This is a genomic window from Pengzhenrongella frigida (assembly GCF_004168625.1).
GTDB classification, from domain to species: Bacteria; Actinomycetota; Actinomycetes; order Actinomycetales; family Cellulomonadaceae; genus Pengzhenrongella; species Pengzhenrongella frigida.
The window spans coordinates 21,721-42,154 of the sequence record NZ_SDWW01000012.1; the positions used below are offsets into that span (position 1 = coordinate 21,721).

At 70.8% G+C, this 20,434-nt stretch carries 17 protein-coding genes; 15 read left to right on the top strand and 2 right to left on the bottom strand.

The annotated features are described in order from the left end of the window. Nucleotides 1-15 precede the first annotated feature (15 nt). The 12 genes from EUA98_RS06620 (at nt 16) to EUA98_RS06675 (ending at nt 12,779) form a co-directional block, all read left to right on the top strand. Nucleotides 16-864, top strand: a complete 849-nt coding sequence (locus EUA98_RS06620; protein WP_130101884.1) for a nitrilase-related carbon-nitrogen hydrolase — start codon at nt 16-18, stop codon at nt 862-864. After that, nucleotides 861-2,276: a dihydropyrimidinase gene (gene hydA / locus EUA98_RS06625; protein WP_130101885.1), complete on the top strand. Its 1,416-nt coding sequence runs from the start codon at nt 861-863 to the stop codon at nt 2,274-2,276. The genes EUA98_RS06620 and hydA overlap by 4 nt, the downstream gene beginning before the upstream one ends. Nucleotides 2,277-2,342: 66 nt before the next feature. Beyond that, nucleotides 2,343-3,374, top strand: coding sequence for a TIGR03842 family LLM class F420-dependent oxidoreductase (locus EUA98_RS06630; RefSeq protein WP_130101886.1), 1,032 nt, complete (start codon nt 2,343-2,345; stop codon nt 3,372-3,374). Further along, complete coding sequence (locus tag EUA98_RS06635; protein WP_165372741.1) at nt 3,371-4,273, top strand: ABC transporter permease; 903 nt, start codon at nt 3,371-3,373, stop codon at nt 4,271-4,273. Before EUA98_RS06630 ends, EUA98_RS06635 begins: the two co-directional genes overlap by 4 nt. Continuing rightward, on the top strand, nt 4,270-5,130 hold the full coding sequence (locus EUA98_RS06640; RefSeq protein WP_130101887.1) for an ABC transporter ATP-binding protein: 861 nt from the start codon (nt 4,270-4,272) through the stop codon (nt 5,128-5,130). The genes EUA98_RS06635 and EUA98_RS06640 overlap by 4 nt, the downstream gene beginning before the upstream one ends. Continuing rightward, a complete protein-coding gene (locus EUA98_RS06645) occupies nt 5,127-5,894 on the top strand; it encodes an ABC transporter permease (protein WP_130101888.1) in 768 nt (255 codons plus the stop codon). The genes EUA98_RS06640 and EUA98_RS06645 overlap by 4 nt, the downstream gene beginning before the upstream one ends. A gap of 138 nt (nt 5,895-6,032) precedes the next feature. After that, nucleotides 6,033-7,196 (top strand): ABC transporter substrate-binding protein, encoded by a 1,164-nt coding sequence (locus EUA98_RS06650; protein WP_130101889.1) that lies wholly within the window; start codon nt 6,033-6,035, stop codon nt 7,194-7,196. Between the two features lie 126 nt (nt 7,197-7,322). Then, nucleotides 7,323-8,645, top strand: coding sequence for an aspartate aminotransferase family protein (locus EUA98_RS06655; RefSeq protein ID WP_130101890.1), 1,323 nt, complete (start codon nt 7,323-7,325; stop codon nt 8,643-8,645). Between the two features lie 5 nt (nt 8,646-8,650). After that, nucleotides 8,651-9,403, top strand: a complete 753-nt coding sequence (locus EUA98_RS06660; RefSeq protein WP_130101952.1) for an SDR family NAD(P)-dependent oxidoreductase — start codon at nt 8,651-8,653, stop codon at nt 9,401-9,403. Nucleotides 9,404-9,445: 42 nt separating this feature from the next. Next, complete coding sequence (locus EUA98_RS06665) at nt 9,446-10,999, top strand: CoA-acylating methylmalonate-semialdehyde dehydrogenase (RefSeq protein WP_130101891.1); 1,554 nt, start codon at nt 9,446-9,448, stop codon at nt 10,997-10,999. A gap of 153 nt (nt 11,000-11,152) precedes the next feature. Beyond that, nucleotides 11,153-11,818, top strand: a complete 666-nt coding sequence (locus EUA98_RS06670) for a TetR/AcrR family transcriptional regulator (protein WP_130101892.1) — start codon at nt 11,153-11,155, stop codon at nt 11,816-11,818. A gap of 4 nt (nt 11,819-11,822) precedes the next feature. Then, nucleotides 11,823-12,779 (top strand): DUF5692 family protein, encoded by a 957-nt coding sequence (locus EUA98_RS06675; RefSeq protein ID WP_130101893.1) that lies wholly within the window; start codon nt 11,823-11,825, stop codon nt 12,777-12,779. 81 nt (nt 12,780-12,860) lie between these two features. Here the strand turns inward: EUA98_RS06675 and EUA98_RS06680 are convergent, their stop codons facing one another. Both EUA98_RS06680 and EUA98_RS06685 read right to left on the bottom strand, forming a co-directional pair. After that, complete coding sequence (locus tag EUA98_RS06680) at nt 12,861-13,373, bottom strand: hypothetical protein (RefSeq protein ID WP_130101894.1); 513 nt, start codon at nt 13,371-13,373, stop codon at nt 12,861-12,863. Between the two features lie 88 nt (nt 13,374-13,461). Beyond that, the gene (locus tag EUA98_RS06685; RefSeq protein WP_130101895.1) at nt 13,462-14,136 is read right to left on the bottom strand and encodes a LamG-like jellyroll fold domain-containing protein; all 675 of its coding nucleotides are present in this window, start codon (nt 14,134-14,136) and stop codon (nt 13,462-13,464) included. A gap of 392 nt (nt 14,137-14,528) precedes the next feature. On the opposite strand from EUA98_RS06685, the gene ileS reads away from it, so the two are divergent. The 3 genes from ileS to dhaK all read left to right on the top strand — a co-directional run bounded on the left by ileS (nt 14,529) and on the right by dhaK (nt 20,432). Then, nucleotides 14,529-17,846 (top strand): isoleucine--tRNA ligase, encoded by a 3,318-nt coding sequence (gene ileS, locus EUA98_RS06690; protein WP_130101953.1) that lies wholly within the window; start codon nt 14,529-14,531, stop codon nt 17,844-17,846. After that, a complete protein-coding gene (locus tag EUA98_RS06695; protein WP_130101896.1) occupies nt 17,843-19,216 on the top strand; it encodes a bifunctional folylpolyglutamate synthase/dihydrofolate synthase in 1,374 nt (457 codons plus the stop codon). Before ileS ends, EUA98_RS06695 begins: the two co-directional genes overlap by 4 nt. Before the next feature lie 220 nt (nt 19,217-19,436). Next, nucleotides 19,437-20,432, top strand: a complete 996-nt coding sequence (gene dhaK, locus EUA98_RS06700; protein WP_130101897.1) for a dihydroxyacetone kinase subunit DhaK — start codon at nt 19,437-19,439, stop codon at nt 20,430-20,432. Nucleotides 20,433-20,434 lie beyond the last annotated feature (2 nt).

The window sequence follows — 20,434 nt, forward strand, 5'->3', positions numbered from 1 at the left end:
GCTCCGGAGGATCCCATGACCGTCGTTCGCGTCGCGCTCACCCAGGCCACCTGGACCGGTGACCGGGAGTCGATGACCGTGCTGCACGAGGGCTTCGCCCGGTCGGCCGCGGACGCCGGGGCGCAGGTGATCTGCTTCCAGGAGCTGTTCTACGGCCCGTACTTCGGGATCACCCAGGATCCGCAGTACTACGCCTACGCCGAGCCGGTCCCCGGACCGACCACCGCGCGGTTCGCGGCCCTGGCCAAGGAGCTCGGGATCGTCATCATCCTGCCGGTCTACGAGGAGGACCAGCCGGGGGTGCTCTACAACACCGTCGCCGTGATCGACGCCGACGGCTCGTACCTCGGCAAGTACCGCAAGCACCACATCCCGCACCTGCCGAAGTTCTGGGAGAAGTTCTACTTCCGCCCGGGCAACCTCGGCTATCCGGTGTTCGACACCGCCGTCGGCAAGGTCGGGATCAACATCTGCTACGACCGGCACTTCCCGGAGGGGTGGCGGGTGCTCGCGCTCAACGGCGCCGAGATCGTGTTCAACCCCAACGCCACCGCCCCCGGCCTCTCCAACCGGCTCTGGGAGCTCGAGCAGCCGGCCGCCGCCGTCGCGAACGGCTACTTCGTGGTGGCGACCAACCGGGTCGGGCTCGAGGACAACGAGTACGGCGACCAGGCGGCCAACTTCTACGGCAGCTCCTACGTGGTGGGGCCCGACGGCAACTTCGTCGGCGAGAAGGGCTCGGCCACCGAGCCGGAGCTGCTGATCCGGGAGATCGACCTCGACCAGATCCGCGAGGTGCGCGAGCGCTGGCAGTTCTTCCGCGACCGCCGCCCCGAGGCGTACGGCCCGATCGTGGCGCCATGAAGACACTCATCACGGGCGGCACGGTCGTCAGCTCGACCGGGCGCAGCGCCGCCGACGTGCTCATCGACGGCGAGACGATCGCCGCCCTGGTCGCCCCGGGGTCGACGGCGCTCGGCGTCGACCTCGCGAGCCACGTCGACCGCGTCATCGACGCGCGCGGCAAGTACGTCATCCCCGGCGGCATCGACGCGCACACGCACATGGAGATGCCGTTCGGCGGCACCTCGGCCTCGGACACCTTCGAGACGGGCACGCGGGCGGCCGCCTGGGGCGGGACGACGTCGATCGTCGACTTCGTGGTCCAGTACGCCGGGGAGAACCCGCTCGAGCAGTACGCCCGCTGGCACGACAAGGCGGCCGGGAACTGCGCGATCGACTACGGGTTCCACCAGATCCTGTCCGACGTCCAGGACTCCTCGCTGCACGCGATGGACGAGCTCGTGGCCGAGGGGGTGACGAGCTTCAAGCTGTTCATGGCCTACAAGGGCGTCTTCCTGTCCGACGACGGCCAGATCGTCCGGGCCATGCAGAAGGCGGCCTCCAACGGCTCGATGATCATGATGCACGCAGAGAACGGCAGCGTGATCGACCTGCTCGTGCAGCAGTCGCTCGCCCGCGGCGAGACCGACCCGATCTACCACGGGCTCACCCGCCCGTGGCAGGCCGAGGCGGAGGCCACCCATCGCGCGATCATGCTGGCGAACCTGACCGGCGCGCCGCTGTACGTGGTGCACGTCTCGGCCAAGCAGGCCGCCGAGCAGATCGCCCAGGCACGTGACACCGGGCAGAACGTGTTCGGTGAGACGTGCCCCCAGTACCTGTACCTCTCGCTCGAGGAGCAGCTCGGCGCCCCGGGGTTCGAGGGCGCCAAGTGGGTGTGCTCGACGCCGCTGCGCTCGCGGGCAGAGGGGCACCAGGACCACATGTGGCGCGCGCTGCGGACCAACGACCTGCAGCTGGTCTCCACCGACCACTGCCCGTTCTGCATGACGCAGAAGCAGCTCGGGCTCGGGGACTTCTCCAAGATCCCCAACGGCATCGGCTCCGTCGAGCACCGGATGGACCTGCTGTACCAGGGGGTCGTGTCCGGTCAGATCAGCCTCGAGCGGTGGGTCGAGATCTGTTCGACCACCCCGGCGCGGATGTTCGGGATGTACGGCCGCAAGGGCGTGCTCGCGCCCGGGGCCGATGCCGACGTCGTCGTCTACGACCCCGCCGGCCACACCTCGATCGGGCTGGGCAAGACCCATCACATGAACATGGACTACTCGGCGTGGGAGGGCTACGAGATCGACGGCCACGTCGACACGGTGCTGTCCCGCGGGGAGGTCGTGGTCGACGGGGGCCAGTTCCACGGCCGGGCCGGGCACGGGCGCTACATCCGGCGCGAGCTGTCGCAGTACCTGATCTGACGTAGTCGCGATCTGACGTAGCCGTGATCTGACCGAGCCGTGATCTGACTCAGCGAGGAGCCCCGCATGGAATTCGGCGTCGTTCTCCAGACCAACCCACCCGCGTCCCGCACGATCGAGCTCGCGCGCCAGGCCGAGACGCACGGGTTCGACTACGTGTGGACGTTCGACTCGCACCTGCTGTGGCAGGAGCCGTTCGTGATCTACTCGGCGATCCTCGCGGCCACCCGCAAGGTCATGGTCGGTCCGATGGTCACCAACCCCGCGACCCGGGACTGGACCGTGATCGCCTCGCTGTTCGCGACCCTGAACGAGATGTACGGCAACCGGACCGTGTGCGGCATCGGTCGCGGTGACTCCGCGGTGCGCACGCTCAACGGCCGCCCGGCCAACCTCGCCACGCTGCGCGACGCGATCCACGTGATCCGCGAGCTCGCCAACGACCGCCCGGTCGAGCTGAACGACCGCACCCTGCACTTCCCCTGGAGCAAGGGCTCCGCGCTCGAGGTGTGGGTCGCGGCGTACGGCCCGCTCGCGCTCAAGCTCGCCGGCGAGGTGGGCGACGGGTTCATCCTGCAGCTCGCCGACCCGGACATCGCCGAGTGGACCATCAAGGTGGTCCGGGACGCCGCCGAGAAAGCCGGCCGCGACCCGGCGGCCGTCAAGTTCTGCGTCGCGGCACCCATGTACGTCGGCGACGGCGACTCCCCGGCGGCGCGGGCGCACATGCGCGAGCAGTGCCGGTGGTTCGGCGGCATGGTCGGCAACCACGTCGCGGACATCGTCGCGAAGTACGGCGCCGGATCGGCGGTACCCAAAGCCCTCACCGACTACATCGCCGGGCGCGAGGGGTACGACTACAACCAGCACGGCAAGGCGGGCAACGCGCACGCCTCGTTCGTCCCGGACGAGATCGTCGAGCGGTTCTGCCTGCTCGGCAGCCCGAAGGAGCACGTCGCCAAGCTCGAGGCCCTGCGCGACCTGGGGGTGCACCAGTTCGCCGGCTACCTCCAGCACGACAACAAGGAAGAGACCCTGCGCCAGTACGGCGAGTGGGTCATCCCGGCACTGGCCGAGACCACAGTGGCCTCTTGGTGACGCCTGCCCCTGAGCGGGTGCGCCGCGGGTGGGTGCGCCCGCTGCGCCGGTTGGCGGTCGGGGTGCTTGCCGGCCTCGCCGCCGCCGCGATCTGGGAGCTGTACACGCTTCTCGGGCCCGACGCCGGCGGGCACCTGTTCGGCGCGAGCCTGCTGCCGCGCGCGGAGGCGCGCTCGATGCCGCACGTGTGGGACGTGGTGGCCCGGATGCTCGCCCCGGAGAGCTCGGCCACGGGCGCTCCGAGCGTTGCCGTCGCGATGCTGCAGGCCTGCTGGTTCACGCTCCGGGTCGCCCTGGCGGGCTGGCTCGCCGGGGTCGTGGCGGGCTTCGGCCTGGCCATCGGGATGCAACGCTTCCGCCTCGCCGAGTCGGCGGTCTTCCCGTGGGTCGTGCTGAGCCAGACCGTGCCGCTCATCGCCCTCGCGCCGCTGGTGGTCGGGTGGGGCGGCAAGATCCAGGTCGGGGACCTCGTCTGGGAGCGCTGGATGTCCGTGGCGCTGATCGCGTCCTACCTGGCGTTCTTCCCGGTCGCCGTCGGCGCGCTGCGCGGGCTCCAGTCGCCGGAGCAGGCCCACGTCGAGCTGTTCCGCGCCCAGGCGGCGAGCCCCTGGCGGACGTTCCGGTCGCTGCGGCTGCCCGCGAGCGTGCCCTACGTGATCCCGGCCCTGCGGCTCGCTGCGGCCACGGCCGTCGTCGGGGCGATCGTGGCGGAGGTGTCGACCGGGACCAAGGGCGGGATCGGGCGGCTGATCATCGCCTACGCCCAGGCGGCGAGCGGCGACCCCGCCAAGCCCTGGGCGGCGATCGTCGGCGCCGCGCTGCTCGGCCTGGTCGCGGCCGGGCTCGTGTCCCTGCTCTCGCTCGGCCTAGGTCGCTACCGTCACTCGGAGGTGTCATGAGCACGCCCGTCTCCACCACCGGCCTCCCGCCCGCGGCGTTCGCCCTGGCCGCGCACGCGGTCGAGGCGACCGGCGTCGGGAAGGTGTTCACCACCCGGGCCGGCGCGGTCACCGCGCTCGAGGACGTCCACCTGACCATCGGCGCCGGGGAGTTCGTCGCGCTCATCGGGCCCTCGGGCTGCGGCAAGTCGACGCTGCTGCGACTGATCGCCGACCTCGACACCCCCACCTCCGGCGAGCTCACGGTCTTCGGCAGGTCGCCCCGCGCAGCGCGGGAGGCCCAGGACTACGGCATCGCGTTCCAGCAGGCCGGGCTCCTGCCCTGGCGGTCGGTGCGGGCCAACATCGAGCTGCCGCTGGAGCTGCACGGCGTCGGCCGGTCCGGCCGCACGGTGCGCTCGACCGAGCTCCTCGAGCTGGTCGGGCTGACGGAGTTCGCCGGGCACTTCCCGCACCAGCTGTCGGGCGGCATGCAGCAGCGCGTCGCGATCGCACGCTCGCTCGCGGAGCAGCCGAGCCTGCTGCTCATGGACGAGCCGTTCGGCGCGCTCGACGAGATGACCCGGGAGCGCATGCAGACCGAGCTGGTGCGGATCTGCGCCGAGAGCCGGGCCGCGGTCGTGTTCGTCACCCACTCGATCCCGGAGGCCGTCTTCCTGGCGGACCGGGTGGTGGTGATGTCGCCGCGGCCGGGTCGGATCGCCGAGGTCGTCCCGATCACGCTGACCCGGGACGCCGCCGGGCGCGACGAGGACCTCCGGGAGGACGCGACGTTCTTCGCCGCCGTCACCCGGGTGCGCGAGGCGCTGCACGGGGACGGGCACGTCCGCGCCGCCCGCGGAGTGGACGTGCGATGAGGGCCGTCACCGTGGCTCTGCGCCAGTGGGCGCCGCCGCTCGTGCTCGGCCTGGCCTTCCTGCTCGCCTGGCAGGCGCTGGTCGTCGGTGCGGAGATCAAGCCGTACCTGCTGCCCAGCCCGACGGCGATCGGCACGCAGCTCGCCCTGGTCGCGCCGCTGGTCTGGACCTCGGCTCTCGCGACGGGTGCGAACGTGCTCGTCGGGATCGTCCTCGGCACCGCGGTCGCGATCGTGGCCGCCGTGGCGGCAGCCCGCAGCGGCGTCGTGGACGAGCTCATGTCGCCGACGGCGGCCGCGGTGTCGGTCATGCCGATCGTCGCGCTCGCGCCCGTGCTGAACACCATGTTCGGCACGACGTCGACCACCCCGCGCCGGTTGATCGTCGCGATCGTGGTGTTCGCGCCGGTCTTCGTCACGACCCTGCGGGGGCTGCGCCAGGTCCAACCGGTCCACCGGGACCTCATGCGCGCCTACGCGGCGAGCCCGCGGCAGCTGAGCCGGCTGGTCACGATCCCCGGTGCGCTGCCGTACCTGTTCACGGGCCTGCGCATCGCGTCCTCGACGGCCGTGATCTCCGCGGTGGTGGCGGAGTACTTCGGCGGGCTGCAGAACGGGCTCGGCTCACGCATCACCTCGGCGGCGGCCAACAGCGCGTACGCACGCGCCTGGGCGTTCGTGCTGGGGGCCATCGCGCTCGGGCTGGTGTTCTACCTCGCGACCCTCGCGCTGGAACGCGCGGCCGCTCGTCGGACCGGCGGCTGACGGAGTCGCCGCCCATCGGACACGGCGGCTGACGGAGTCGCCGCCCCCAACCCCCTTCGCCTGCCAGTGCTGCCAGGTGAGTCGTCCGCCGCCCGCACCTGCGAGCAGCGAAGCACTGGCAACGAGAAGAGGAACACGATGAGACTCACCAGGCGTACCAGCGGGTGCATGGCAGCCGTCGCGGTCACCGCGGCGCTCGCGCTCACCGGGTGCAGCGGGAGCGACGCCGCCGAACCGGCGGCCTCGGGCGGCTCGGCGGCGGCGGACGAGCTCACCCCCGTCACCCTGCAGCTGCAGTGGTTCACCCAGGCGCAGTTCGCGGGCTACTACGCGGCCCTCGACCAGGGCTACTACGAGGAGGAGGGGCTGGCCGTCGAGATCGTCGAGGGCGGCGTCGACATCGTCCCGCAGACCGTGCTCGCCGACGGCTCGGTCGACTTCGCCATCGCCTGGGTGCCCAAGGCGCTCGCCTCGCGCGAGCAGGGGGCCGGGATCACCGACGTCGCCCAGATCTTCGCCCGGTCGGGCACGCTCCAGGTCTCGCTCAAGGAGGCCGGCATCACCACGGCGGCGGACCTCCAGGGCAAGAAGGTCGGCAACTGGGGCTACGGCAACGAGTTCGAGCTCTTCGCCGGCATCACCGCGGCCGGGCTCGACCCGGCGGCCGACGTCACGCTCGTGCAGCAGCAGTTCGACATGAACGCGCTGCTCTCCGGCGAGATCGACGCCGCGCAGGCCATGACCTACAACGAGTACGCCCAGGTGCTCGAGGCCGAGAACCCCGCCACCGGCGAGCTGTACACCGCGGAGGACTTCAACGTCATCGACTGGAACGACGAGGGCACCGCGATGCTCCAGGACGCCATCTGGGCGAACACCGACAAGCTGGCCTCGGACGCCGACTACGAGGCGACCACGGTCAAGTTCATCAAGGCCAGCCTCAAGGGGTGGATCTACGCGCGCGACAACGCCGAGGCCGCGCGGGACGCCGTCGTCGCGGCCGGAGCGCAGCTCGGCAACAGCCACCAGCTGTGGCAGACCAACGAGGTCAACAAGCTGATCTGGCCGTCGGTCGCGGGCATCGGCATGATCGACGAGGCCGCGTGGGCGCAGACGGTCGACGTGGCGATGAACACCAAGAACGACCAGGGTGCCAGCGTGATCTCGGCGGCTCCGTCCGACGACGCGTACACCAACGAGTACGTCACCCAGGCCCTCGACGAGCTCCTCGCCGAGGGCGTGGACGTCACCGGCGAGGGCTTCGAGCCGATCGACGTGACCCTCGAGGCGGGCGGCAACTGACCGACCGCCCCTCGCTCGAGGGGGTGGGTGCCGCTGCAATCGTGCCGCGGCACCCACCCGCGGCGACTCGCTGCACGCTGCACGAAAGACTCCTACTTCACGAGAGGTTCTGGAAGGGTGACGACCATGACTCCTGACACCCACGCCGACGGTGAGCTCACCCGCCAGCTGGACCGCACGCACGTGTTCCACTCCTGGTCGGCCCAGGCGGGCCTCGATCCCTTCGTGATCGCCGGCGGGCTCGGGAGCGAGGTCTGGGACTTCGACGGCCAGACCTTCCTCGACTTCGCCAGCCAGCTGGTCAACGTCAACATCGGTCACGGGCACCCGACAGTGGTCGCCGCGATCCAGGAGCAGGCGGCGCTGCTCGCGACCGTCGCGCCGGCCAACGGCAACCTCGCCCGCGGCCGCGCAGCCCAGGCGATCGTGGCCCACGCCCCGGCCGGGATGAACAAGGTCTTCTTCACCAACGGCGGCGCGGACGCCAACGAGAACGCCATCCGGCTGGCCCGTCTGCACACCGGCCGGGACAAGATCCTGTCGACCTACCGCTCGTACCACGGCAACACCGGGTCGGCCATCGTCGCGACCGGTGACTGGCGCCGCGTGCCCAACGAGTACGCGCGCGGTCACGTGCACTTCTTCGGCCCGTACCTGTACCGCTCGGAGTTCTGGGCGACCAGCCCGGAGCAGGAGACCGAGCGTGCCCTGCGCCACCTCGAACGGATCCTCCAGTCCGAGGGCCCCGAGTCGGTCGCGGCGATCCTGCTCGAGACGGTCGTCGGCACCGCCGGCGTCCTGGTCCCGCCGCCGGGCTACCTGCCGGGCGTGCGCGCGCTCGCGGACCGCTACGGCATCATGCTCATCCTCGATGAGGTGATGGCCGGGTTCGGCCGCACCGGCGCGTGGTTCGCGTTCGACCACTTCGACGTACGCCCCGACCTGATCACCTTCGCGAAGGGGGTCAACTCCGGGTACGTGCCGGTCGGTGGCGTCGTGCTGTCCGACGAGATCGCGGCCACCTTCGACCACCGGGTGTTCCCCGGCGGGCTCACGTACTCCGGTCACCCGCTCGCCATGGCGTCGATCGTGGCGGCGCTCGGGGCGATGGAGTCCGAGGGCATCGTGGCCAACGCGGCGCGCATCGGCACCGAGGTCCTGGCGCCGGGTCTAGCCGCGCTCGCGGACCGACACCCGTTGATCGGCGAGGTGCGTGGGCTGGGTGTCTTCTGGGCCCTCGAGCTGGTCGTCGACCGCGGCACCCGGGAGCCGGTGCCGGCCGCCGTCATGGGCCGGCTCAAGGGTGAGCTGATGGCCCGCCACCTGCTCCCGTTCCTCGCGGAGAACCGGATCCACGTGGTCCCGCCGTGCGTGGTGACCGACGACGAGGTCGCGCGGGCGCTCGCCATCTACGACGAGGCGCTCACCGTCGTCGAGGCGTCGCTGTGACGGCGATGGACACCGGGACGCTGCGGGCCGTCGTGACGGGGGCGTCGTCGGGCATCGGCGCCGCCACCGTGCGCCAGCTGCGCGCGCGGGGATGGGACGTGGTCGCCGTCGCGCGCCGTGCCGATCGGCTCGCCGAGCTCGCAGCCCAGACCGGGGCGGTCGCCGTGGTGGCCGACGTCACCGTGGACGACGACGTCGCGCGCCTCGCCGCCGTCGTGGTGGCGGGCGGCCCGGTGCACGCGCTGGTGAACGTCGCCGGCGGCGCCCTCGGCGGCGCGAGCGTCGAGACGGGTTCGGTCGACGACTGGCGCGCGATGTTCGAGGTCAACGTGCTGGGCACGCTGCGGGTCACCCAGGCGCTGCTCCCGGCCCTGCGCGCGACGGGCCGCGGGGACGTCGTCGTGCTCACGTCGACAGCCGCGCTCGACACCTACCCCGGCGGCGGCGGGTACGTCGCGGCCAAGCACGCCGAACGCCAGATCGCCACGACGCTGCGGCTCGAGCTCGTGGGCCAGCCGGTGCGGGTGATCGAGATCGCGCCGGGGATGGTCCGCACCGAGGAGTTCTCGCTGAACCGCTTCGGCGGCGACGCGGCCCGGGCCGACGCCGTCTACGCCGGGGTGGACGCCCCGCTCACCGCCGACGACGTCGCCGACGCCATCGCGTGGACGCTCACCCGGCCGCACCACGTGAACATCGACCAGCTCGTGATCCGCCCGCGCGCCCAGGCCTCCAACACGCTGGTGGCCCGGGCGTAGTCGCCCTCGTCCCCCTTGAGCCCTTTGAGAAAGGCAGCTTCCATGAGCCACCCGATCGACGCCACCACCCCGCCGACCGCGCCCGTCGTCGTGGACATCCCGCACTGGATCGGCGGCCGGGCCGTGCCCGCCGCCACCGGTGCGCCGACCGCGCCGGTGACCAATCCCGCCACGGGGCTGGTCACGGGGGCCGTCCCGCTCGGGGGAACCGTCGAGGTCGACGCCGCGGTGGCAGCGGCGAGCGCCGCGTTCCCCGGGTGGCGCGACACCGCCCTGGGCCGCCGGGCGCAGGTGCTGTTCGCGTTCCGCGAGCTGCTCAACGCGCGCAAGGAGGAGGTCGCGGCGATCCTCACGGCCGAGCACGGCAAGGTGCTCGCCGACGCGCTGGGTGAGGTCAGCCGAGGGCTCGAGATCGTCGAGTTCGCGTGCGGCATCCCGCACCTGCTCAAGGGCGGGTACACGGAGAACGCCTCGACCCGGGTGGACGTGTACTCGATCCGGCAGCCGCTCGGTGTCGTCGGGGTGATCAGCCCGTTCAACTTCCCGGTCATGGTGCCGCTGTGGTTCGTGCCGCTGGCGATCGCGGCGGGCAACACGGTCGTGCTCAAGCCCAGCGAGAAGGACCCGTCGGCCTCCGTCTGGCTGGGGGAGCTGTGGCGCGAGGCCGGCCTGCCCGACGGCGTCTTCAACGTCGTCCACGGCGCCAAGCCCGCCGTCGACGCCCTGCTCGAGCACCCCGACGTGGCCTCGATCTCGTTCGTGGGCTCCACTCCGATCGCGAAGTACGTCTATGAGACCGGGACCGCGCACGGCAAGCGCGTGCAGGCCCTGGGCGGCGCGAAGAACCACATGCTCGTGCTGCCCGACGCCGACCTCGACCTCGCCGCGGACGCCGCGGTCAACGCCGGCTTCGGTTCGGCGGGGGAGCGCTGCATGGCGATCTCGGCACTGGTCGTGGTCGAGCCGGTCGCCGACGCGCTGATCGCGAGGATCACCGCGCGGATCGCCGGGCTCCGCACCGGCGACGGCGCCCTGCTTCGCGACGGGGTCGGGGCCGACATGGGCCCGCTCGTCACGCGCGCGCACCGCGACAAGGTGGCCGGGTTCGTGGCCGCGGGCGAGGCCGAAGGTGCCGAGCTCGTCGTCGATGGCCGCGGGATCGAGGCGGACGGCGCCCCGGACGGCTTCTGGCTCGGCCCGACGCTGTTCGACCGGGTGACGCCGGGGATGAGCGTGTACACCGAGGAGATCTTCGGACCGGTGCTGTCGGTCGTGCGGGTCGAGACCTACGACGAGGGCCTTGCCCTGATCAACGCGAACCGCTACGGCAACGGCACCGCGATCTTCACGAACGACGGCGGGGCCGCGCGGCGGTTCCAGAACGAGGTGCAGGTCGGCATGGTCGGGATCAACGTGCCGATCCCCGTGCCCATGGCGTACTACTCGTTCGGGGGCTGGAAGGCGTCACTGTTCGGGGACTCGCACGCGCACGGTCTGGAGGGTGTGCACTTCTTCACCCGCGGCAAGGTCGTGACCTCCCGCTGGCTCGACCCGAGCCACGGCGGGATCAACCTGGGCTTCCCCCGCAACGACTGAGCCGTATCGACTGAGCCGTATCGACTGAGCCGAACGGGTCGACTTCGCCGTCGCCACCCACTTCCGTTGACAGTGTGTCAACGGAAGTGGGTAGCGTGATCGTCGACGCACTGAACGACGTCCTGGTGCGCTCGGAATCGACGAAGGCTGGCAATGACACGGACCGGTGAGCCTGCTCGACAGCGTGCTCGGTCGATCAAGGCGCCCGTCGAGCGCCGGGAGGAGATCCGCGCCGCCGCCCGCGAGCTGTTCTCCGAGCACGGGATCGCCAAGACCTCCATCACCGACGTCGCCGAACGCGTGGGGGTCACGCGCGGGCTCGTCTACCACTACTTCGTCGACAAGGACGTCCTGGTCCAGGCCGTGCTCGAGGCCGATATCGCGGAGTTCGTCGAGAGCATCCGGGTCTGGGACGCGGCGCGCGAGGTCGGCAACATCGAGCGCGCGCTCACGGACTGCATCGCGATCTTCCGGCACCACCAGCGCGATGCCGGTCCGCTGCGCGCGGATCTGCACCGGGCCGAGAACGCGGGGCTGTACAACCAGTTCGTCGATCGGGCGGTCGTCGCCATCGTCGACTGCTTCAGCACGACCACGGTCGAGGCCTACGCCCGGCTACACCAGATGGAGATCGCGCACGTCCACGAGACGTTCTCCGTGCTGGTCTACGGACTCATCGGTCTGACCCGGTCCAAGCCCGACCTCGACGACCGCATCCTGATCGCCATCGTGCGGCAGACCCTGCACCTCGGGCCGAGCCCGCGGGCCGGCGAGCGCGACCTCGACTTTTCCCCACCCGCCCACGTCGAAGGAGACTGACGCTGTGTTCCTGTTCGAATCGATCCCGTGGTCCTCGGTACTCATGTGGATCGCGGTGGTCGCGGCGCTGATGCTCGCCAACGAGGCCGCGCGAGCCAACAAGTGGGTCGGACTCTCGCTCTTCCTGGTGCTGCCCGTCGTGCTGACGATCTTCGTGTGGCCCACAACCGCCGGCGAGGGGTCCAGCACCGGGACGTGGTTCCACTGGGTCAAGGTGTACTCCGCGCTGGCGGGGTGTCTCGGCTTCATGGCGCTGCGGTTCATCCCGGGCCTGATCAAGAACAAGTTCGCCCTGATGTTCCCGGCCGCGATCCTGGCCCTGAACATCTTCGAGGCGGTCATCCGCGACTTCCAGGTCTACGGACTCGACGGCCGGATCGACGGCGTCATGATGGTCGGCGGCCCGTGGAACATCATGAACGGGGTGGCCGGCCTGCTGAACCTCCTCACCATCTGCGGCTGGATGGGGATCTTCATCAGCCGGGGCAAGCAGAAGGACATGATCTGGCCGGACATGCTCTGGTTCTGGATCATCGCCTATGACCTGTGGAACTTCGCGTACGTCTACAACTGCGTGGGCGACCACGCGTTCTACGCGGGTGCGGCGCTGCTCGTGTCGTGCACGATTCCGGCATTCTTCATCAAACGCGGCGCGTGGCTGCAGCACCGGGCCCAGACGCTCGCGTTCTGGATGATGTTCACGATGGCGTTCCCGGCCTTTGTCGGCGAGTCCATGTTTGCGGTGAAGTCCTCGAACGATCCCCAGGCCCTCTTCGTCGTCAGCGCTATCGCCCTGGCCGCGAACATCGCCGTCGTGATCTACCAGGTGGTCAAGATCGTCAAGGGTCGCCGCAACCCGCTCACGGACGAGATCTACCGCGACCTGCCCGCCTACCAGAAGGTGGTCGAGGCCAACCGGCCCCTCGCTGCGGAGCCGCTCGAACAGGCCCTGGCGGTCTGACCCCGTACGAACTGCGCCCGGTGCCCTGCGAATCGCAGGCGCACCGGGCGCAGCTCGTCGCCCGAGCGGGCCGAGGTGGAGTCAGCTTCGCGGCGCGCTGAAGTACGGCTTCGCTGCGGGGCGGAACATGAAGACGACAGCGCCGACGGTGGCCACCAGCGAGATGAGGTTGGTGGCCGTACCGATGGAGAAGCCCTGCGTCAACGAGATCAGGGTCATGAGGGCGGACAGGCCGGCCAGGACGGTGAGCACGATCCGGGCCCAGTTGCGGCCGGCCTTCATCTTGAACACGAACAGGAGCTGGAGCCCGATGAGGACCAGCGAGAACACCAGGGCGACGACGAGGCCGACATTGACGGCGGTCTGGATCTGCGCCTCGGTGAGGCCGCTCGTGTCGGCGTCCGCCATCTCCTTGACGGCGGCGGTCTGGTCGGTCATCAGGTAGGACGCGATGCCGCCCACCAGAGCGACGGCGATGCTCGCGAACCAGAGCTTGACGGACATGAGCACGTCGGCGGGCGGTGCGAGCCGAGGCTGGCCCATCTCGTTCGCGGTCGGCCCCGAACCGGTCGGATAGGTCGGCATGCTGGTCATGAATCCCCCAGGGGTGTCGGTAGCAGGAAAGCAAACACCCGTAACGTAGCGGGAATCCGTCAGCCCCGGCGGCGTCGACAGATTTGCGTCAGCCGACGGCGACCCGCACGTTCCGGAGGTAGCCCCTGGTCTGGTCGCCACCGTCGGGCTTCGAACCGATCGTCAGCGGGCTGGAATTGCCGATTGTCCCGATCGCGATCGAACGGCTCGTGGTCGCCCCGTCCACGGTGATGGACAGGGTGCTGCCAGACCGTCGGCAGGTGATCGAGTGAAAGGCTCCGTCGAGCACGTTCCGGGAGCTCGCCACGTATTTCTCCGTGGCCCCGGCGCCCTTGAAGAAGCACGTCGGCTGGGGTTTGAGCTCCATCTTGTACGAGCCGCCCGAGGTGGACGCGAGGCCCTTGCGCATCAGGTCGACGTCCCGCGCGGCGGAGGTCGGGACCCGGGTGTCCCAGGCGACGTCCAGGCTGAACGAGAAGGGCTTGGTCCCGGGGTTGAGGCTGCTCGCGGTCTTCACCGTGATGTGGCCGGTCGTGAACAGGTACGAGGACCCCTTCTGGCCGACCGTCACGCCGGAGCCGAACGTGCCGTGGTTCTTCAGTCCGCTGCTGTCGTAGGCGGTCCGGCCCGAGGTCTCGTCGAGGCGGAGGCTGAGCACGGTCTGGGATGCAGCCTGCGCCGAGGTCGCGAGACCGAGGGCGCACAGGATTGCGACGAGGAGGACGGCGGGGGAGCGGCGCGTGTTGCGCAGGGTGCGAGACATGGCTTCGCCCTTCGTTTGACGGATGTGGAGTTGACTCCGGTCGCCGCCCTGGGGTGATCACGCCCGGCGCGACCTGCGTTCCTCGCGAGCTGTAACCAAGGTTCCACCGCCGGGCGAGACGTGCATCTTGGCCGCCGGGGCAGGCGGTGACCGGGGCGCAGTAGACTCGTCGCACAGGCGTCGACCCGGCCATCACCGGTGAGCCTCCGGAAGAACGGGACCCGTGCACGGTCCCCGGTAGAACCGGACGGGTGGCCCGTCATAGCCGGCTCAAGTGGTCGTCGGAGGTTGCGGCGGCAAGCGGGGTGGTACCGCGGCACGTGGCTCAGGAGCCGGGTGTCGTCCTCGTGGCAAGCATTCTCGACGCCACCGACCCAGGAGCCTTCGCAGCCATGGCCTACCCGATGCACCGTCCGAGCGATCCGTCCGACGGTCCCCGCGTCGCGACCGCAGCCGTGTCACCCTCGCCGGACCTGCCCGCGCTCGAGCGGGACGTCCTGGCCTACTGGGCCGCGGACCACACCTTCCAGGCGTCGATCGACCAGCGCCCGGCCGGCGAGAACGGTGCGAACGAGTTCGTCTTCTACGACGGCCCGCCGTTCGCCAACGGCACCCCGCACTACGGCCACCTGCTGACCGGGTACGCCAAGGACCTCGTCGGGCGCTACCAGACGCAGCGAGGGCACCGGGTCGAGCGCCGCTTCGGGTGGGACACCCACGGGCTGCCGGCCGAGCTCGAGGCCGAGCGCATCCTGGGGATCACCGACAAGTCTCAGATCGACGAGATGGGCATCGCCGCGTTCAACGAGGTCTGCCGCAGCTCGGTGCTCAAGTACACCGACGAGTGGGAGGTCTACGTCACGCGCCAGGCGCGCTGGGTCGACTTCGACAACGACTACAAGACGCTCGACCTGAGCTACATGGAATCGGTCATCTGGGGCTTCAAGCAGCTCTACGACAAGGGCCTCGCCTACGAGGGCTACCGCGTGCTGCCGTACTGCTGGCGCGACGAGACGCCGCTGTCCAACCACGAGCTGCGGATGGACGACGACGTCTACCAGTCCCGCCAGGACCCCGCGCTGACCGTCGGCGTGCGCCTCGAGACCGGTGAGCTCGCGCTGGTGTGGACCACGACCCCCTGGACCCTCCCGGCCAACCTTGCCGTCGCCGTCGGCCCCGAGATCGAGTACGTCGTCGTCGCCCCCGGCGCGAGCAGCGCGCTCGCGGGGGATCGCGTCCTGCTCGGCGCAGCGCGCCTCGAGGCGTACGCGCCCGAGCTCGGCGAGGACGCCGTCGTGCTGGAGCGGCTGCGCGGCACCGACCTCGCGGGCCGGGCCTACACGCCCCCGTTCCCGTTCTTCGTCGACCCGGTCGTGCGTCCGAAGGCGCACCACGTGCTCGTCGCCGACTACGTCACGACCGAGGACGGCACGGGTCTCGTCCACCTGGCTCCCGGCTTCGGTGAGGACGACATGGTGGTGTGCGACGCGGCCGGGATCGCGCCGGTCGTGCCCATCGACTCGAAGGGCCGCTTCACGTCCGAGGCGCCCGACTACGCCGGCCTGCAGGTGTTCGAGGCCAACAAGCCGATCATCGCCGACCTCAAGGCGGGCACCGGGCCGCTGGCCGCCACGCCGGCCGAGCGGCGCGTCGTCGTCGTCCGGCACGAGACCTACGAGCACTCCTACCCGCACTGCTGGCGCTGCCGGAACCCGCTGATCTACAAGGCGGTCTCGAGCTGGTTCGTGCGCGTCACCGAGTTCCGCGACCGGATGGTCGACCTCAACCAGGACATCACCTGGGTGCCCGACCACATCCAGAACGGCCAGTTCGGCAAGTGGCTCGCCGGCGCGCGCGACTGGTCGATCTCGCGCAACCGGTACTGGGGCACGCCGATCCCGATCTGGGTCAGCGACGACCCGGCCTACCCGCGGACCGACGCCTACGGCTCGCTCGCCGAGCTCCGGCGCGACTTCGGGGTCGAGGTCACCGACCTGCACCGCCCGTACATCGACGAGCTCACGCGCCCGAACCCGGACGACCCGACGGGTGCCTCGACGATGCGTCGCATCCCCGACGTGCTCGACGTCTGGTTCGACTCCGGCTCGATGCCGTTCGCCCAGGTGCACTACCCGTTCGAGAACACCGAGTGGTTCGAGCACCACTACCCGGGCGACTTCATCACCGAGTACATCGGCCAGACCCGCGGCTGGTTCTACCTGCTGCACGTGCTCGCCACGGCGATCTTCGACCGGCCCGCGTTCCGCACCGCGGTCTCGCACGGCATCGTGCTCGGTTCCGACGGCCGCAAGATGAGCAAGTCCCTGCGCAACTACCCGGACGTCAACGAGGTCTTCGACCGCGACGGCTCGGACGCGATGCGCTGGTTCCTGATGGCGTCGCCGATCCTGCGCGGCGGCAACCTCGTGGTCACCGAGGAGGGCATCCGCGAGAACGTCCGCCAGGTCATGCTGCCGCTGTGGAGCACCTGGTACTTCTTCGCGCTCTACGCCGGCGCCGCGAACGGCGGCGAGGGCCTCACCGCGCGCGCCATCACGGCCGACGACGTCGCCGGGCTGGCCACGATGGACCGGTACCTGCTCGCGCGCACCCGGGACCTGGTGGACACCGTGACCACCCAGCTCGACGAGTACGACGTGCCGGGTGCGTGCGAGAGCGTGCGTGTGCACCTCGACATGGTGACCAACTGGTACGTGCGCACCTCGCGCCAGCGGTTCTGGGACGAGGACCCGGCGGCGTTCAACACGCTGTGGACCGCGCTCGAGATCCTCACCCGCGTGATGGCACCGCTCGCCCCGCTGCTGAGCGAGGAGGTCTGGCGCGGCCTGACCGGCGGCCGCAGCGTGCACCTGACCGACTGGCCGACGCCCGACGACGTGCCCGTCACCGAGGGGGCCGCGCAGACCGGCGCCGGACTGACCGACGCCGCGCTGACCGACGCCGAGCTGATCGACACCATGGACCGCGTCCGCGAGATCTGCTCGGTGGGCCTCGGGCTGCGCAAGGCCAACGGCCTGCGGGTGCGCCAGCCGCTGCGTGCGCTGCGGGTCGCCGCGCCGCACCCGGAGCGCCTGCGTCAGTTCATCGCGCTGATCGAGGCGGAGCTCAACGTCCGCAGCGTCGTGCTGGTCGACGTCGCGGAGGCGACCTCGAGCGAGTACGGGGTCTCGTCCCAGCTCAACGTCAACGCCCGAGCGGCCGGGCCGCGGCTGGGCCGGGGCGTCCAGGACGTCATCCGGGCCGCGAAGTCGGGTGCGTGGCAGCGGCTCGCCGACGGAACCGTGGAGGTCACGACGTCCGCCGGCGCCGTGCCGCTGCTCGAGGGCGAGTACGAGCTGCGCACCGTCGTCGCCGGCAGCGACGGCGACGAGCTGGTCGCGGCGGTCCTGCCCGGCACCGGATTCGTCGTGCTCGAGATCGCGCTCGACGACGCGCTGCGCGCGGAGGGCTTCGCCCGCGACGTCGTGCGGGCCGTCCAGGACGCCCGCAAGGCGGCCGGGCTGCACGTCACCGATCGGATCCGGCTCACCCTCGGGGTGCCGGCTGCCGAGCTGGCCGCGGTCGAGGAGCACCGCGACCTGATCGCACGCGAGACGCTCGCCACCGAGCTCAGCTTTGCCGCGGTCGCGGGCGCCGAGCTCGAGGTCGCCGTCGAACCCCTCGACTCCCGGACGGAAGGCCAGAAATGACCCGCGCCGACCGGTCCCGCCGGGACGCCGAGCGCGCCGCCGACGAGGCCGCCAAGGAGGTCTACCAGGCCATCTTGTCCCGCAACCCCGAGCACGACTTCGAGCCCACGCTCGACCGCGTGCGCGCGGTGTGCGACCTGCTGGGCGACCCGCAGAAGGCGTTTCGCACGGTGCACGTCACCGGCACCAACGGCAAGACGTCGACCGCACGGATGATCGACCGCCTGGTGCGCGAGCACGGCCTGCGGACCGGACGGTTCACGAGCCCGCACCTGACCAGCCCGCGCGAGCGCATCGCGATCGACGGGGAGCCGATCAGTGCCGAGCGGTTCGTCGACATCTGGCAGGACGTCGCGCCGTACGTGCACATGGTCGACACCCGGTCCGCGGCCGAGGGCGGTCCGCGGATGAGCTTCTTCGAGGTGCTCACCGTGATGGCGTTCGCGGCGTTCGCCGACGCGCCCATCGACGTGGCGATCATCGAGGTCGGCATGGGCGGCGGGTGGGACGCGACCAACGTCGTCGACGGTGAGGTCGCGGTCGTCGCGCCGATCTCGCTCGACCATGAACGCTGGCTCGGGCACGACCTGATCTCGATCGCGGGGGAGAAGGCCGGGATCATCAAGGACGGCGCATCGGTCGTCCTGGCGCGGCAGACCGAGGACGTCGAGGGGGTGCTGCTCGCGGCCGCGGCGGCCCGGGGTGCGCGCGTGGTGCGGGAGGGCGTCGACATCGACGTCACCGAGCGCACGGTCGCGGTCGGTGGCCAGCTCATCTCGCTGCGCGGGCTCGGCGGCATCTACACCGAGGTGTTCCTGCCGCTGTACGGCGCGCACCAGGCACACAACGCGCTGCTCGCGCTCGTGGCGACCGAGGCGCTGCTCACCGGTGGGGCGGCCCTCGACGGCGACGTGGTCGGGGCGGCGTTCGCCGACGTCGACTCGCCCGGCCGGCTCGAGGTGCTGCGCTCCAGCCCGACCATCATCGTCGACGCCGCACACAACCCGGCGGGGATCGAGGCGCTCGTGTCGGGCGTCGAGGAGGCGTTCGAGTTCACGCGCCTGGTCGGCGTCGTCGGGGTCCTGCAGGACAAGGACGCCGAGTCGGTGCTCGCCGGCCTCGAGCCGCTGCTCGCCGAGGTCGTCGTCACGCGCTCGTCGTCGCCGCGCTCGTTCGAGGTGGCCGACCTCGAGGACATCGCCAACGAGGTGTTCGGGGAGGATCGCGTGCACGCGGTCGAGCGGCTCGACGACGCGCTCGACCTCGCGGTGGCGCTGGCCGAGGGTGAGGAGCAGTACGGCGCGGGCGTGCTCGTGACCGGCTCGATCACCATGGTCGCGGACCTCCGGATCCTGCTCGGCCGGGGCTGACGGGTCGCGCACGGCGGGTCGTGCACCCGGGTGAACAAACGTGCATCTCTGGTGCACGAGTTCCCCTTGACGCCGGTTCGGCGCCCCGAAAAGGTGAACAGACAGGTGAGAGGCGCGCAGGCGCCCTCTCACCGCTGTCTCACCGGGCGGGTCACCGACGACACGCCCTGCTCTGGCTCGGACCCGCGCGCGACGCGCCGGTGAAGAAGGGATGTGCAGCGTGAAGAAGCTGATCAACGACCCGCAGAACGTCGTCGCCGAGTCCGTCGAGGGGTTCGGCTGGGCCCATGCGGACATCGTCGCGGTGAGCTTTGACCCCGACTTCGTCTCCCGCGCTGGCGGTGCGGTGGCCGGCAAGGTCGGCCTCGTCTCCGGCGGCGGCAGCGGGCACGAGCCGCTGCACGCGGGCTTCGTCGGGGTCGGCATGCTCGACGCCGCAGTTCCCGGCGCGGTGTTCACCTCGCCCACCCCCGATCAGATCGCCCCGGCGATCGCCGCCGCGAACGGTGGCGCAGGCGTGCTGGCCATCGTGAAGAACTACACCGGCGACGTGCTCAACTTCGAGACGGCCGTCGAGCTCGCGGAGGCTGACGACATCGAGGTCAGCACCGTGATCGTCAACGACGACGTCGCGGTCCTGGACTCGCTGTACACGGCAGGTCGACGCGGGGTCGCGGGCACGGTCTGCGTCGAGAAGATCGCCGGCGCAGCAGCCGAGCGCGGCGACAACCTCGCGGCGGTCACGGCCGTCGCCGAGCACGTGATTGCGAACGTCCGCACGATGGGCGTCGCGCTCGCCGCGTGCACCGTCCCGCACGCCGGCCAGCCGAGCTTCGACCTCACCGACGACGAGATCGAGATCGGCATCGGGATCCACGGTGAGCCCGGGCGTCGGCGCATCCCGCTCGCCCCCGCGGACGACATCACGGAGATGCTGCTCACGCCCGTCGCCGACGACCTCGCCCTGGCCGCGGGCGACGACGTGCTGCTGTTCGTCAACGGGATGGGGGGGACCCCCGCGTCGGAGCTCTACATCGTCTATCGTCAGGCGCGCAAGCTGCTCGAGGCCCGGGGGGTTCGTGTCACCCGGTCGTTGGTCGGCAACTACGTGACCTCGCTCGAGATGCAGGGTGCGTCGGTGACCGTCCTTCGGCTGGACTCGGAGCTCACGGCGCTGTGGGACGCCCCCGTGAACACGGCGGCGATGCACTGGTAGTC

Coding starts and splice junctions, on each gene's coding strand:
- EUA98_RS06620 (WP_130101884.1), top strand. CDS start 16: ATGACCGTCGTTCGCGTCGCGCTCACCCAGGCCACCTGGACCGGTGAC.
- hydA (WP_130101885.1), top strand. CDS start 861: ATGAAGACACTCATCACGGGCGGCACGGTCGTCAGCTCGACCGGGCGC.
- EUA98_RS06630 (WP_130101886.1), top strand. CDS start 2,343: ATGGAATTCGGCGTCGTTCTCCAGACCAACCCACCCGCGTCCCGCACG.
- EUA98_RS06640 (WP_130101887.1), top strand. CDS start 4,270: ATGAGCACGCCCGTCTCCACCACCGGCCTCCCGCCCGCGGCGTTCGCC.
- EUA98_RS06645 (WP_130101888.1), top strand. CDS start 5,127: ATGAGGGCCGTCACCGTGGCTCTGCGCCAGTGGGCGCCGCCGCTCGTG.
- EUA98_RS06650 (WP_130101889.1), top strand. CDS start 6,033: ATGAGACTCACCAGGCGTACCAGCGGGTGCATGGCAGCCGTCGCGGTC.
- EUA98_RS06655 (WP_130101890.1), top strand. CDS start 7,323: ATGACTCCTGACACCCACGCCGACGGTGAGCTCACCCGCCAGCTGGAC.
- EUA98_RS06660 (WP_130101952.1), top strand. CDS start 8,651: ATGGACACCGGGACGCTGCGGGCCGTCGTGACGGGGGCGTCGTCGGGC.
- EUA98_RS06665 (WP_130101891.1), top strand. CDS start 9,446: ATGAGCCACCCGATCGACGCCACCACCCCGCCGACCGCGCCCGTCGTC.
- EUA98_RS06670 (WP_130101892.1), top strand. CDS start 11,153: ATGACACGGACCGGTGAGCCTGCTCGACAGCGTGCTCGGTCGATCAAG.
- EUA98_RS06680 (WP_130101894.1), bottom strand. CDS start 13,373: ATGACCAGCATGCCGACCTATCCGACCGGTTCGGGGCCGACCGCGAAC.
- EUA98_RS06685 (WP_130101895.1), bottom strand. CDS start 14,136: ATGTCTCGCACCCTGCGCAACACGCGCCGCTCCCCCGCCGTCCTCCTC.
- ileS (WP_130101953.1), top strand. CDS start 14,529: ATGGCCTACCCGATGCACCGTCCGAGCGATCCGTCCGACGGTCCCCGC.
- EUA98_RS06695 (WP_130101896.1), top strand. CDS start 17,843: ATGACCCGCGCCGACCGGTCCCGCCGGGACGCCGAGCGCGCCGCCGAC.